This window comes from Kitasatospora sp. NBC_01266 (genome assembly GCF_036242395.1).
Classification (GTDB): domain Bacteria; phylum Actinomycetota; class Actinomycetes; order Streptomycetales; family Streptomycetaceae; genus Kitasatospora.
Window position 1 is genome coordinate 1,954,910 of record NZ_CP108458.1, and the last position, 13,030, is coordinate 1,967,939.

Sequence of the window (13,030 nt, forward strand, 5' to 3'; positions counted from 1 at the left end):
AGCCACCGCAGTGCCGCACCTGCCCAGCCCGGCCCCGCGCCAGCGCAGGCCGACCGCACCGCCACCAGGCCGCCGAAGGAGCCGACCCGTGACCCGACCGATCCCCTCCGCCAACACCGGGAGCCACGACCAGCCCATCTCCGCCGCCCTCGCCGCCTTCATGGGCACCTCCTGGGCTCCCACCCCGCTGCCCGAAGAGGCCAGGGTCCCCGGCCACCGGGTGATGCCGGCCCGCCGGGCCCGGCTCTCCGCCGCCTTCCCCGGTGAGCGGCTGATCGTGCCGGCCGGTCAGCTCAAGGTGCGCACCAACGACGTCGACTACCGCTTCCGCCCGCACAGCGCCTTCGCCTGGCTCACCGGCCTGACCGGCGAGGAGCAGGTCGGCAACGTGCTGGTGCTGGAGCCGGACGGCGGCCAGGGCCATGAGCCGGTGCTCTACCTGCGACCGCGCGCGCCGCGCGACGGGGTCAGCGACGAGTTCTACCGAGACCGGCGGTACGGCGAGTTCTGGGCCGGCCGGCGCCCCGACCTGGGCGAGGCGGCCCAGCTGACCGGCCTGCGCACCGAGCACTCGGACGCCCTGGAGAAGGTGCTGAGCCTGCGCCGGGGCGCCCAGCGGGTGCTGGGCGGGGTCGACCCGGTGGTCGACGACCTGGTCGACGGCGCTGGTGACGGCGTAGCCGACGCCGAACTGGCCGCTGTGCTAGGAGAGTTGCGACTGATCAAGGACGCCTGGGAGATCGAGCAGCTGCAACTGGCCGTCGACAGCACCACGCTGGCCTTCGAGGACGTGGTGCGCGCACTGCCCGCCGCGCTGCGCCACCGGCGCGGGGAACGCTGGCTCGAGGGCGTCTTCAACCTGCGCGCCCGCGCCGAGGGCAACGGCATCGGCTACGAGAGCATCGTGGCCTCCGGCGCCCACGCCGGCGTGCTGCACTGGATCCGCAACAACGGCGCGCTCGACCCGAGTCAACTGCTGCTGCTGGACGCCGGCGTGGAGACCGACACGCTCTACACCGCCGACATCACCCGCACGCTGCCGCTCAGCGGCACCTTCTCCCCGGTGCAGCGCCAGGTCTACGAACTGGTGCTGGCCGCCCAGCAGGCGGGCATCGCGGCGCTGCGCCCCGGCGCCCGCTACCGCGACTTCCACGAGGCGGCGATGGTGGTGCTGGCCGAGGGCCTGGCCGACTGGGGCGTGCTGCGGATCCCGGCCGAAGAGGCGCTGCGCCCGGGCAGCGGGCTCTACCGGCGCTACACGCTCTGCAGCAGCGGGCACATGCTGGGTCTGGACATGCACGACTGCGCGAAGGCGCGGGCCGGCACCTACCTGGACGGGGTGCTGGAGGTCGGGCAGGTACTGACCGTCGAACCCGGCCTCTACCTGCAGCGGGACGATCTGACGCTGCCGATGGAACTGCGCGGGATCGGGGTGCGGATCGAGGACGACCTGGTGATCACCGAGGACGGCGCCCGCCTGATGTCGAGCGCGCTGCCGCGCACGGTGGCCGGGATCGAGGAGTGGATGGGGACGCTGCTCGGGTGACGGCGGGGGCCGGGGCGGTCCCCCGGTCGATCCGGGCCGGCGGCCGGGCGCCGGCTCAGACCACCGCCTGCCACGCCGTCAGCAGGTAGGCCCCGTACCAGCTCCCCGCCAGCACCGCCGCCCCCGCCAGCGGCCAGGCGGTGCGCGGGCGGGCCGCGGCGAGGGCGCGGGCGGCGGGCAGCAGGAAGAGCAGCGCCGGCACCAGCAGGCGCGGCTTGCAGGAGGAGAAGTCGCTCTGCCCGACCGCCAGCCCCGTCACCAGCAGCCCGTAGAGCGCCATCGGCGGCCACGGACGCCCGAGCAGCGCGAGCAGGCAGCCGACCAGTGCCGCGACCACCAGCAGCGCGACGCTGACGTCCACCCACCCGGTGCCGCCCGCCAGTTGGTCGGTGATGTAGTCCCAACTGTGCGCCCCCCAGTCCAACTCGGCACCCCAGCCGGCCTGCTGGATCCGGAACCAGCCGTCCAGCCGCCCGGTGCGCAGGCCCACCCAGAGCAGGTACCCCGGGGTGGCCGAGCAGGCGATCAGCGCCGCGAGCAGCGGCCGCCAGGACCATCCCTGACGGATCGTCAGCACTGCGGCCAGGACGACCGCCAGCCCCACCGCGAGCCCGCTGGGCCGGGTCAGCCCCGCCAGTACCCCGCACAGTGCCGCCGCGCGCCAGGCACCGCGGTGCGCGGCGAGCAGCGCGCCCACCGCGCAGGCCAGGAAGACCGACTCGCTGTAGGCCATCCCGAGCACCACGGCCATCGGCTGCGCCAGCACCAGGGCCAGCAGGAAGAACCCGGTCCGCCGGTCGTACAGCCGAGCGACCAGCCGGTGCAGCAGAACCGCGGCGAGCGCCCCCGAGAGGCGCGAGACCAGCAGCGCCGCGTCCCCGAAGCTCAACCCGGTGAGCAGGTGCGCGAGGCGGACCAACGCCGGGTAGAGCGGGAAGAACGCCAGATTGCTGCCGAGCCAGGCCCCGCTCGCGTCCCGCGGCGCCCCGGCGGCCGGGTAGCCGTGCTCGGCCACCTCCAGGAAGAGCCGCCCGTCCCAGCTCAGCAGCAACCGCCCGATCGGCAGCGTGCCGGGCCGGTGCAGCACGGCGAGCAGGGCGAGTTGGAGCGCGCAGACCGCACCGTAGAGCAGCAGCGGCGGCGCCAACTCGCGGGCCCACCGGCGCGCCCGGCCCAGCGGCGCCGCCGTCGCCAACCCGGCGGCGGGCAGCCCCGAATGCGGATCGAGCGCGTAGTCGGTCATGCACGTGACGGTACGGTCCGGCGCCGACCCTGCTCGACCGGACGCCGAGGAGTTGCGCCGAACGGCATCACGCGCTAGGCCGAAAGCAGGGAATCATACTGAAAGTCAGATGACACGACGTCAGCCGTCGGTCGTACCGGCACGGCCGGTAGGGCGCAACCCACTTCGGTCGGCCGTAGACTACGTGGCCGGACAACCAAGGGGGACGTAGGACATGGGTGGCTGGCTCTGGGTGCTCATCCCGGCCGTGCTGTACGGCGGCAACTCGATCAAGGACACCGTACGGACCGCGCTGAAGACCCGGCACCAGCGCAGGATCGAGCTGCTCGAGGCCGCCGAACGCCGCCAACTGACGCTGGACGCGGCCACCCGGCCGCCCGAGCCCGTCTGCGGCTGCACCCATCACCTGGCCAAGCACGACAAGCAGGGCAAGTGCCATGAGGTGGTCGAGGCGCCGGCGGCCTGGGATGCCGAGCGCAAGCCCCTGCGGTACGAGGCCCGGCCGTGCAACTGCCAGCAGTACGTCGGCCCGGAGCCGCTGGGGACGGTCTTCGCGGCGGAACTCGTCGGCTGACCCCATGACGACCATGACCGAGGACGCCTGGCGCGCCTTCCTCACCGCCGGCACCCGCACCGCCAAACTCTCCACCGTACGGGCCGACGGGCGCCCCCATGTGACGCCGATCTGGTTCCTGCTGGACGGCGAGGACATCGTCTTCAACACCGCCCGCACCGGCGTCAAGGGTCGCAACCTGGCCCGCGACCCCCGGGTGGCGCTCTGCGTCGACGACGAGCAGCCGCCGTTCGCCTTCGCCTTGATCGAGGGCCGCGCCGAGCTGAGCGAGGACCTCGCCGAGGTGCGCGCCTGGGCCACCCGGATCGCCGCGCGCTACATGGGCGAGGAGCGGGCCGAGGAGTACGGCGCCCGCAACGGCGTGCCGGGCGAACTGCTGGTCCGGGTACGGATCGGCCGCGTCAACGCCCAGAGCGGCGTGGCCGACTGAGCTCCGACCGCGGCGAACGCCCAGGGCCGGCACCGTGACGAGCCGGCGGCGCCGACGGTGACCGTCGGCGCCGCCGCTGTCTCAGTCCTCCAGCGAGATGTACAGCCGGGTTCCGTGCGGCCGGAACCCGACCCGCTCGTACACCCGGCGCGAGCCCTCACCCGAGTACTCCAGCCAGACCGACTCCGCCCCACCGGCGAACATCGTCTCGGCCAGCACAGCGGTGACGGTGGCGGCGATGCCCTGGCCGCGGTGGGCGGGGCGGGTGCCGACCCCGGCCAGCTCCGACGTGCCGACGGCCGGGGCCGAGGTCATCGCGCCACCAGCGCAACCTCCGTCGGGGGAACGGACGAAGCGGACCGCACCGCCCATCTCCTGGGTGCGGCGCAGGCGGGCCGCACCTTCCGGGGAGGAGGTGAACTCACCGGCGAAGGCCTCGGAGAGGGCCGCGTCGACCGAGGTGTAGTCCTCCTCGGTGGCCGGGGTCTCCACCACGGGGGTACCGGGTCCGGCGGGCGGGACGGCCAGCGTGGCCGGGGTGCAGACCAGGTACTCGTGCACCGCCTCGACGGTGAACCCGGCTGCCAGCAGCGCGGGTTGGACGGCGGGCGCGGCGTCGGGGGCGAACTCCAGGCGCGGCTTGAGTCCGCGCTCACGGAAGGCCGCGATCAGCGCGGCGACGTCCTCGGCGGTCGGCTCGGCGCCGGGCAGCGGGGTCGCGTAGTTGATGTACGGGCTGGTGGTGCTGGGGTCGAACCCCACGACGAAGCCGCCGGTCTCGATGACCACGGGGCGACGACGGAGGTTGGCGACGGCAAAGCTCTGGACATTGGTGTCCACGATGATGATGACCTCACGTTGATGACATGGTGAAGCGCGCTCTGTGAGCTGCGCATGCTTGTCAGACCCGGCAGTTGGCCGGGGCCGGTCCCACCTGGGGGAAGCCGACGCGATGCCTGGGGCACCGCACGTGGGGCCGCCGTGAGAAGACGGGCGTGGTACTGCTCGATGACGGACGCTGCCTGGAAAGGCAGACCGCTCAGTACCGACGGCGGCCGCTGAAGGGCGCCGGAATCATGGACTTCATTCCTCTGTCTGGTGTGTATGCGTGCTGCACAACGGGGTCAACTTTGGCATGAAGATCAAGAGTTCACAAGAGGCCGGGATGAGAAAGGCCCGCCCCGCGCCACGCCGGGCTTCGCGCCTCGTCATGCTGGTCAGAGCTGTGCGCTCGCCCACAGCCGCGCCGTCAGCTCCGCCGCTCCCCCGGGCCGCGCCTCGCGGAACGCCGTCCCGGCCCACAGGTGCATGTGCTGGGTGTCCCCGCGCCCGGTGGCCGCGGCCCGCAGCGGGGCGGTGAGGTGGTGCACCTCGGGGTAGGCGTGCGGAGCGTGGTCGGCGTGCCGGTCGGTGAAGGAGTTCCGCAGGCCGCGGGCGACCCGGCCGGTGAAAGCCCGGGTGCGGACGGTCTCGCTGAAGGCGGGGTCGGCCAGGGCGGCGCGGTGCGGAGCGGAGGTGCCGGCCTCGTCGGTGAGCAGGTAGGACGTGCCGAGTTGGACGGCGGCGGCCCCCGCGGCGAGCGCGGCGGCGATCCGGGGGCCGTCGCCGAGCCCGCCGGCCGCGATCAGCGGCAGGTCGACGGCGGCGCGCACCAGGGCCAGCAGGTCGAGCAGCGGAACGTCCAGCAGTCGCTCGGTGCCCGGCGCGGCGGTGACGGCGTGCGTGCCGCGGTGCCCACCGGCCTCGGGTCCCTGGACGCAGAGCGCGTCCAGGCCCAGCTCGGCCGCCGCCAGGGCCTCGGCCACGCTGGTGACCGTGGCCACCTGCGCCGTCCCCACCGCACGCAGGGCGTCCGCCTCCTGACGGGTCGGCAGGGCGAAGGTGTAGGAGAGCACCGGGACCGGGTCGGCGAGCAGCGCGGCGATCTTGGCGGCCCAGTCCTCGTCGTCCGGCGTGATCCGCTCGGGCAGTGCGATGTCCCAGCGCTCCGCCTCGGGCAGCAGCTCGGCACGGTAGGCGGGCAGATCGGCGAGCGCGGCCGGGTCACTGGCGGCCGGCACGAAGAGGTTCACGCCGAACGGACGGTCGGTCAACTTGCGTGTAGCGGAGATCTGTTCGGTCATGGCGGCGGCGCTCTTGTAGCCGGCGGCCAGCCAGCCGAGGCCGCCGGCGGCGTTCACGGCCGCGACCAGTTCGGGAGTGGAGGCACCGCCCGCCATCGGGGCGGCGATGATCGGCAGGGTCAGCTCGTCGAGAGTGAACACGGGTTCCACTGTACGACGGTGGCGATCACCGCCGGCCGCTCCGGCCTGTCCTGCCCCGCCGGCACCGACCGCCCCGACTTCCGCGTCCGCACCGATTTCCGCGTCCGCACCGACCGCCCATGCCGCCGGGCGGACTAACTGCGCAGGCCGGGCCACGGTGGCTGTGCGTAGCTTCGCATCGAACGATGACGTTCACCCACCCTCCCCACCGGAGTACCACCCATGCGGACCCCCGCCCTCCTCGCGGCTGCCCTGCTGCTGCCCCTCCCCCTCGCCCAGACGGCTTCGGCAACCCCGATCTTCCGCCTGCACGGCGCCAGCCACGGACCGGCCGTCCGCAGCGCCGCCGCCCACCGCTCGGCGTTCGCCAAGGACCTCAGCGTGCAGGTCAGCCCGCCGTCCTTCCCGACCGCCCCCGGCGCGGTCGGCACCGTGCTGGTGACGATCTGCAACAACGGCACCGACACTCCCAGCTCCGCCACCCTGGTGGTCAACGGCCCGCCCGACCCGGGGCTCACGTTGCGTCCAGGCCCGTTCCAGGAGGGTCCGGTGGACGGCGGCTGGAACTGGACCCGCTTCCCGGTCGCGCAGAACCTCAAGCCGGCCAGCTGCGAGACCGACACGATCTTCGCCAACACGATCAGCACCGTGCCAGGGCCGGCCAGCCACGGCGGTGGGACGGCCGTGGTGACCTGGGACCCGAGCCAGAACCCGGCCGACAACTCGACCAGCTGGAGCTTCGATGTCTCGGCACCGGTGACGGACGCGGTGCTCGAACTGGTCCGTCCGCCCAAATCCGCCGGCCCCGGCAACCCGGCCGACTTCGAGGTACTGGAGCGCAATCTCGGCCCCTCGAGCCCCTACCCGGCGGCCTCCAAGGTGGTGGCCACCCTGCCGCCCGGCTCCAGATTCCTGAGCAGCGCGCCCGCTTTCCGACCGTGCGCGATCTCGGCCGACGGCACCACGGCCACCTGCGACGACGAGCTCGAGGCGACCTGGGCCCAGGGCAACCGGGGCTTCGCCCTCCAGGTGGACCCGAACGCGACACCGGGAACGAGCATCCTGGTGACGGTCACCTACGAGGCGTCGGACAACCCGGCCCCGCACAAGTTCACGCTGACCGTGCTGATCCCCGTCTGCTGATCAGCCGCACCCGCCGACCCGAACGGCGGCGACCCGACGGCAGCGACCCGAACGGCGGCGACCTGCCTGGCACCGACCTGAACGTCCCGGGGCCGCTCTCCCTGCTCGTGCTTGCCGAGCCGGCAGAGCGGCCGCTCCGCCGGCCGACCTCAGCTGGCCCGGATCAGGCCGCTGCTCAGGCCGGCCGCGATGGCGGCGGTGCGGCTGTCCACGCCGAGCTTCTCGTAGATGTGCACCAGGTGGGTCTTGACGGTGGCCTCGCTGATGAAGAGGCGTTTGGAGATCTGACGGTTCGCCAGGCCCTCGGCGAGCAGTTGGAGGATCTCGGCCTCCCGGGGCGACAGGGTGGGACGGCCGGCCCGGACCCGCCCGAGCAGCCGGGCCGCCACCGGCGGGGCCAGCACCGTCTCGCCCCGCGAAGCCGCCCGCACCGCGGCGACCAGTTCCTGCGGCGGGGCGTCCTTGAGCAGGTAACCGGTCGCGCCGGCCTCGACGGCGGCCAGGATGTCGGCGTCGGTGCTGTAGGTGGTCAGGATCAGCACGGCGGGCGGGTCGGGCAGCGCGTTGATCCGCCGGGTCGCCTCGACACCGTGCATGCCGGCGCCCATCTGCAGGTCCATCAGCACCACGTCGGGCCGCTCGGGGCCGGGCAGAGCCTCCAGCAGGCGCAGTGCCTCGGCGCCGTCGCCGGCCTCGCCGACCGCTGAGAGCTCGGGCAGTTCGTCCACCATGGCGCGCAGGCCGCGCCGCACCACGGGGTGGTCGTCGACCAGCAGGACCCGGATCATCGCCTGCCCTCCGCGGAGTGGTCGGGAGTGAACGGCTCGACGATCAGCCCGGAGGCGATGAACGCGGCGGGCGCGTACTTCTCCCGGCGACCGGCCCCGCCGGCTGTGCCGAAGCCGTCCGTCCGCAAGCCGTCCGGGTCAAAGCCGTCCGGACCGAGGCCGCGCGGGTCGAAGCCGTCCGCGATGGACTCTGCCGCACCGTTGCCGTCCGCCACGAGAGCGTCGACCGCGAGGCCGTCCCCCAGGAGACCGTCCGACGGGAAACCATCAGCCGGGAGACCGTCCACCGCGAAACCGGCCGACGGGAGCTCGCCGAGCGGCAGCGAGACCGCCACCGCCGTGCCCTCACCCGGAGCGGACTCGACCGTGAGGCTGCCGCCGAGGGCCTCTATCCGTTCCCGCATCCCGTGCAGGCCGAAGCCGCCGGTGCCGGTCGGGTCGGCCAGCTCCCGGGGGTCGAAGCCCACACCGTCGTCGAACACGTCGAGCGTGACCTCGTCATCCAGGTAGCTGAGAGTCACCGCGATCCGGCCGGCCGCAGCGTGCCGTACCGCGTTGGCCAGTGCCTCCTGGGTGAGCCGCAGCAGCGCCACCTCGGCCTCCACCGGCAGCGGGTAGGGCTCGCCGTCGAGATGGAAGACGGCGCCGCGCCCGGCCGAGAGCCGGCGCAGCGCCTCGGCGAGGGTGGCGTCGTCCAGCGCCGGCGGGGTCAGCGCCCGGACGAAGCGGCGGGCCTCGGCGAGATTCTCGGCGGCGGTACGGCCCACCTCGCCGATCCGCTCGGCGGCGGCCTGCGGATCGGCGGGCAGCGCCGCCTCCGCCGCGCGCGCCAGCATCACGATGCTGGACAGCCCCTGGGCGAGGGTGTCATGGATCTCCCGGGCCAGCCGCTGACGCTCCGCGAGCCGCCCGGCCTCACGCTGGCTGGCCACCAGCTTGCTCTCGGTGCGTACCAGATCCTCGATCAGGTGCTGACGGGCGCGGCTCTCCCGATAGAGCGCTGCGTAGCCGTAGGCGGTGAGCAGTGCGACCGCGGCGCCGGCCAGCGGGCCGAGCACCTTCGCCGTGCTGAGCCCGCCCTCGGTGCCGGCCTGACCGGCCACCACGATGCCGGTCAGCGCGAGCACGGCGGGCACCGCCCAGCGCACCGGCAGCAGGTGCAGGCAGACGAAGTAGAGCGGGAAGACGAGGTAGCAGAACTCGGGATGCAGCAGGGTGAGCGCCGTCCAGAGCAGCACCACGGCGGCCAGCCAGCCGCCGGCCCAGCGCCGGTCGGTGCGCACCCGCTCGACCCGGCCGCCGACCGCGTAGGCGGCACCGAGCACGAGCGCGAGGACCAGGCCGGCCAGGCCCGGGCCACCGTGGCTCAGCTCACCGACCAGCAGACCGCGCAGCAGCAGCGCGGCCAGCAGGGCGAAGAAGAGCCCGTGCAGGGCGACGTTCATCGTCCGCAGGGCTGGCGTGCTCGCGGAATGTCCGGCGCGGCCGGGGGCGGGGTGGTTGAGGCGGCTCACGCCTTCCGAGGGTACGGGCATGACCGGGCCTGGCCATGCGCTGCGGCACCAACCGTTCGATGGATTCCCGCCTCCACCGAGCGAACGGCGAGGAAGCCGCTCCTCTCGGCGATGGCAAGCCGGGCACGGCCCGACAGAGTTGAGGACGTCATCAACCGGCCGTCGCCCCGAGGCCGCCGTCCGCCACCACCGAAGGAGGTTGCCATGTTCGTCGCCCTGCGGGACATCCGCTTCGCCAGGGGTCGCTTCGCCCTGATGGGCGCGGTGGTCACGCTGATCACCACCCTCGTCGTCTTCCTCTACGGACTGACCGGCGGGCTGGCCTCCGCGTCCTCCTCCACGGTCGCCGGGCTGCCGGCCGACCGGATCGTCTTCGGCGCGCCGGCCGGTGCCGCGGCGACCGTCTCGTTCAGCTCCAGCACCATCTCGGCCGAGCAGCAGACCGGCTGGGCCGGCGGCCCGGGCATCTCCGCGGTCGAGCCGTTCGGCCTGTCGATGACCCGGCTGACAGCCGACGGCACAGCCGCCTCGGTCAGCGTGCTCGGTGTCCCCAGCGCGCTGCTGCCCTCGCTGCGTTCGGGCAGCGCACCGAGCGACGAGCAGGTCGCCGTGGGGGCCGACACCGCCGCCGACAACCACCTGACCGTGGGCGAGCAGGTCCGGATAGGGCCGAAGACCCTCACCGTCAGCGCGATCACCGACCAGCGCTCCTACGCCCACGCGCCGACCGTCTGGACCACCCTGTCCACCTGGCAGGCGCTCAGCGGCCAGGGCCGGCCCACCGCCCTGGCGATCACCACCGGCCCGGGCGCCGACCTCGGCGCCCTCGACCGGGCCCAGAACACCAAGGCCGTCACGGTCGACGACGCGCTGGCCGGCATCGACGGCTACTCGGCCGAGCAAGGCAGCCTGCAACTGATCCAGGGCTTCCTGTTCGCGGTCAGCGCCTTGGTGGTCGGCGCCTTCTTCACCGTCTGGACGGTGCAGCGCAAGCCCGACATCGCGGTCCTCAAGGCGGTCGGCGCGAGCAGCGCCTACCTGGTCCGGGACGCCCTGGCGCAAGCCGCCGTGGTGCTGCTGGCCGGTGCCCTGCTCGGCGGAGCGGCGGGCGCGATCGGCGGAGCGGTCGCCTCCGCCGGGGTGCCCTTCGACCTGAGCCCGTCCAGCGTCGTCGTGCCGGTCACCGCCATGGTCCTGCTGGGCCTGCTCGGCGCCGTGCTCGCGGTGCGCCGGATCACCTCCGTCGACCCGATCGCCGCCCTCGGGGCCAACCGATGAAGCGCCAACCGATGAGGAGCCAGCCGATGCCCACCACCCTCACCACGCCGCGTACCCGCACCGGCCTGGCCCTGCAAGGGGTCACCCTCACCTACCCCGACGGCGAGCAGCGCCTGACCGCCCTGGACGAGATCTCCCTGGAGGTCGCGCCGGGCGAGTTCACCGCCGTGGTCGGCCCCTCCGGCTCGGGCAAGTCCAGCCTGCTCGCGGTCGCCGCCACCCTGCTGCGCCCGGACCGCGGCCAGGTCCTGATCAGCGGTCAGGACGCGGGCACCCTCTCCGACCGGGCCCGCACCGCCCTGCGCCGCGAACACCTGGGCATCGTCTTCCAGCAGTCCAACCTGCTCGCCTCCCTCACCGCGATCGAGCAGCTCCTGGTCCTCACCGACCTGCGCGGCGAACACCCCACCCGGGCCCGGGCCCGCGCCCGCGCCCGCGCCGAAGAGCTCCTCGCCTCCGTCGGCCTCGACCCCGCCAAGCAGCGCCGCCGCCCCCACCAGCTCTCCGGCGGCGAACGCCAACGCGTCAACATCGCCCGCGCACTCTTCGGCGAACCCGCCGTCCTCCTGGTGGACGAGCCCACCTCCGCCCTGGACCACGAACGCGGCGCCCAGATCGTGGACCTGCTGGCCGAGGTCACCCGGCTGCACCGGACGGCGACGGTCATGGTGACGCACGACCGCGCACTGCTGGGCGGCGTGGACCGCGTACTGGAGATGGCGGACGGCCGACTGACCGAGCGCTAGTCCAAGGGTCAGACCTCGGGGCCCAGGATGCCGTCCACCTCGAGCTTCACCAACGCCCCGATGGATCCAGGGAGTTCGAAGGACTGCCCGGGGTGGTGAACGGCGTGGACCCGGTACTCGCCGCCCTGCGGATCGGTGAGTACCCGCACCCGGCGGTTCCTGCGGTCGATGATCATGTAGACGGGGATGCCGGCGCCCGCATAGACCGTGGGCTTGGCCATGAGATCCATACGGTGGTTGGCGGACGTGACCTCGACCACGAGCCGGAAGACGGCGGGCTCGTAGCAGCCGTGTTCGGCCAGGTGGTCTCGGTAGTCCGCGTCGACGACCGCGAGGTCGGGGATGACGTAGTCAGACGGACCGTCCGGGAGCCAGAGTCCGATGGCTTGCAACACCCGTGCCTGCTCGCCATGCAGGCCCGCTGCCAGAAACGGCACCATGAGGTCGGTCAGCGACTCGGCATGCGAGCCGTCGGCGGGGGGCGACACGATGAGCTGGCTCCCGATGATCTCGACGCGACAGCCCTCGAAGTCCCGGGAGATCCGCTCGGCCAGCTCAAGCAGCGACGGCTGATGAAGCGGGTGCTCTGCAGCGGCGGCGGACATCGGCGACCTCCGGTCGGGGCCATGAATCGATGTCATCATCGTAGGCCGCCACCACCCTGCGGGAGGCGAAGCCCGCCCGTTCACCCGAACGAGTCCGTCGCCCCGCCACTACCGGATGCCACTACCGGATGCCGCTCCCCGCTCCACGCCACCCGATCCGCTACCACTACCGCTACCGCTGCCCCAGTCGCAGGGCGGGCTTCTCCTCCTCGTTCTCCTCCTGGCCTTCCGCCCAGAGCGAGCGGATGTGGCCGAGGTGGCGCGCCATGCAGGCCTCTGCAGCGGGCGCGTCGCCGGCCAGCATCAGGTCCAGGAGTTCCACGTGCTCCTCGGCGGAGGAGACGAGTTCACCGCGCTGGTCGAGGCGGGTCAGGCCGTAGAGGCGGGAGCGCTTGCGCAGGTCGCCGACCACCTCGACCAGGTGAGCGTTGCCGGCCAGGCCGAGCAGGGTGAGGTGGAAGCGGCGGTCCGCCTCCAGGTAGCCGATCAGGTCGTGCCGGCGGGCGGCGGCGACGATCTCCTGGGCGACCGGGCGCAGCGCCTCCAGCTGATCGCGGGTGGCGCTGCGGGTGACCCGGCCGACGGTGGGGACCTCGATCAGCGCGCGGATCTCGGTGAAGTCGTCCAGGTCGCGCTCGGTCATCTCGGTGACCCGGAAGCCCTTGTTGCGCACCGCCTCGACCAGGCCTTCGCGGGCCAGGTCCAGCATCGCCTCGCGCACCGGGGTGGCCGAGACCCCGAAGTCGGCGGCCAGCGCGGGAGCGGAGTAGACCACACCGGGGCGCAGTTCACCGGAGATCAGCGCGGCCCGTAGCGCGTGCGCGACCTGGTCGCGCAGGCGTTCCTGGACGGAGATGAGGGGGCGGGGCTTGGGCTCGGTCACTGCGGTCCTCCGGAAG

General features: G+C 73.3%; 13 protein-coding genes. 6 read left to right on the forward strand and 7 right to left on the reverse strand.

Going from position 1 to position 13,030, the window contains the following annotated elements:
* Positions 1-88: 88 nt before the first annotated feature.
* On the forward strand, positions 89-1,546 hold the full coding sequence (locus OG403_RS07980; RefSeq protein ID WP_329562632.1) for an aminopeptidase P family protein: 1,458 nt from the start codon (positions 89-91) through the stop codon (positions 1,544-1,546).
* Positions 1,547-1,601: 55 nt separating this feature from the next.
* On the opposite strand, the gene OG403_RS07985 is transcribed toward OG403_RS07980, so the two are convergent.
* Complete coding sequence (locus OG403_RS07985) at positions 1,602-2,789, reverse strand: hypothetical protein (RefSeq protein WP_329562633.1); 1,188 nt, start codon at positions 2,787-2,789, stop codon at positions 1,602-1,604.
* Between the two features lie 214 nt (positions 2,790-3,003).
* Here OG403_RS07985 and OG403_RS07990 point away from each other — a divergent pair, with 214 nt between their 5' ends.
* Positions 3,004-3,363: a hypothetical protein gene (locus OG403_RS07990; protein ID WP_329562634.1), complete on the forward strand. Its 360-nt coding sequence runs from the start codon at positions 3,004-3,006 to the stop codon at positions 3,361-3,363.
* 13 nt (positions 3,364-3,376) lie between these two features.
* The gene (locus OG403_RS07995; protein ID WP_329572175.1) at positions 3,377-3,793 is read left to right on the forward strand and encodes a PPOX class F420-dependent oxidoreductase; all 417 of its coding nucleotides are present in this window, start codon (positions 3,377-3,379) and stop codon (positions 3,791-3,793) included.
* Between the two features lie 81 nt (positions 3,794-3,874).
* On the opposite strand, the gene OG403_RS08000 is transcribed toward OG403_RS07995, so the two are convergent.
* Together OG403_RS08000 and OG403_RS08005 are read right to left on the reverse strand one after the other, a co-directional pair.
* The gene (locus tag OG403_RS08000; RefSeq protein ID WP_329562636.1) at positions 3,875-4,633 is read right to left on the reverse strand and encodes a GNAT family N-acetyltransferase; all 759 of its coding nucleotides are present in this window, start codon (positions 4,631-4,633) and stop codon (positions 3,875-3,877) included.
* 377 nt (positions 4,634-5,010) lie between these two features.
* Complete coding sequence (locus OG403_RS08005; RefSeq protein WP_329562638.1) at positions 5,011-6,057, reverse strand: nitronate monooxygenase; 1,047 nt, start codon at positions 6,055-6,057, stop codon at positions 5,011-5,013.
* A 222-nt stretch (positions 6,058-6,279) separates the two neighbouring features.
* Between OG403_RS08005 and OG403_RS08010 the strand changes: the two genes are divergently transcribed.
* Positions 6,280-7,200, forward strand: coding sequence for a hypothetical protein (locus tag OG403_RS08010; RefSeq protein ID WP_329562639.1), 921 nt, complete (start codon positions 6,280-6,282; stop codon positions 7,198-7,200).
* A gap of 149 nt (positions 7,201-7,349) precedes the next feature.
* On the opposite strand, the gene OG403_RS08015 is transcribed toward OG403_RS08010, so the two are convergent.
* Both OG403_RS08015 and OG403_RS08020 read right to left on the reverse strand, forming a co-directional pair.
* A complete protein-coding gene (locus tag OG403_RS08015) occupies positions 7,350-7,988 on the reverse strand; it encodes a response regulator transcription factor (protein ID WP_329562641.1) in 639 nt (212 codons plus the stop codon).
* A complete protein-coding gene (locus OG403_RS08020; RefSeq protein WP_329562643.1) occupies positions 7,985-9,502 on the reverse strand; it encodes a sensor histidine kinase in 1,518 nt (505 codons plus the stop codon). The genes OG403_RS08015 and OG403_RS08020 overlap by 4 nt, the downstream gene beginning before the upstream one ends.
* 204 nt (positions 9,503-9,706) lie before the next feature.
* Between OG403_RS08020 and OG403_RS08025 the strand changes: the two genes are divergently transcribed.
* Together OG403_RS08025 and OG403_RS08030 are read left to right on the forward strand one after the other, a co-directional pair.
* Positions 9,707-10,780 (forward strand): ABC transporter permease, encoded by a 1,074-nt coding sequence (locus tag OG403_RS08025; RefSeq protein WP_329562645.1) that lies wholly within the window; start codon positions 9,707-9,709, stop codon positions 10,778-10,780.
* A 26-nt stretch (positions 10,781-10,806) separates the two neighbouring features.
* Positions 10,807-11,526, forward strand: a complete 720-nt coding sequence (locus tag OG403_RS08030) for an ABC transporter ATP-binding protein (protein WP_329562647.1) — start codon at positions 10,807-10,809, stop codon at positions 11,524-11,526.
* Positions 11,527-11,534: 8 nt separating this feature from the next.
* Here OG403_RS08030 and OG403_RS08035 read toward each other — a convergent pair whose 3' ends face one another.
* Together OG403_RS08035 and OG403_RS08040 are read right to left on the reverse strand one after the other, a co-directional pair.
* A complete protein-coding gene (locus OG403_RS08035; protein ID WP_329562648.1) occupies positions 11,535-12,131 on the reverse strand; it encodes a Uma2 family endonuclease in 597 nt (198 codons plus the stop codon).
* Positions 12,132-12,303: 172 nt separating this feature from the next.
* Positions 12,304-13,014, reverse strand: a complete 711-nt coding sequence (locus OG403_RS08040) for a GntR family transcriptional regulator (protein WP_329562649.1) — start codon at positions 13,012-13,014, stop codon at positions 12,304-12,306.
* Between the last annotated feature and the right edge of the window lie 16 nt (positions 13,015-13,030).

Coding starts and splice junctions, on each gene's coding strand:
- OG403_RS07995 (WP_329572175.1), top strand. CDS start 3,377: ATGACCGAGGACGCCTGGCGCGCCTTCCTCACCGCCGGCACCCGCACC.
- OG403_RS08035 (WP_329562648.1), bottom strand. CDS start 12,131: ATGTCCGCCGCCGCTGCAGAGCACCCGCTTCATCAGCCGTCGCTGCTT.
- OG403_RS08030 (WP_329562647.1), top strand. CDS start 10,807: ATGCCCACCACCCTCACCACGCCGCGTACCCGCACCGGCCTGGCCCTG.
- OG403_RS08010 (WP_329562639.1), top strand. CDS start 6,280: ATGCGGACCCCCGCCCTCCTCGCGGCTGCCCTGCTGCTGCCCCTCCCC.
- OG403_RS07990 (WP_329562634.1), top strand. CDS start 3,004: ATGGGTGGCTGGCTCTGGGTGCTCATCCCGGCCGTGCTGTACGGCGGC.
- OG403_RS08015 (WP_329562641.1), bottom strand. CDS start 7,988: ATGATCCGGGTCCTGCTGGTCGACGACCACCCCGTGGTGCGGCGCGGC.
- OG403_RS07985 (WP_329562633.1), bottom strand. CDS start 2,789: ATGACCGACTACGCGCTCGATCCGCATTCGGGGCTGCCCGCCGCCGGG.
- OG403_RS08025 (WP_329562645.1), top strand. CDS start 9,707: ATGTTCGTCGCCCTGCGGGACATCCGCTTCGCCAGGGGTCGCTTCGCC.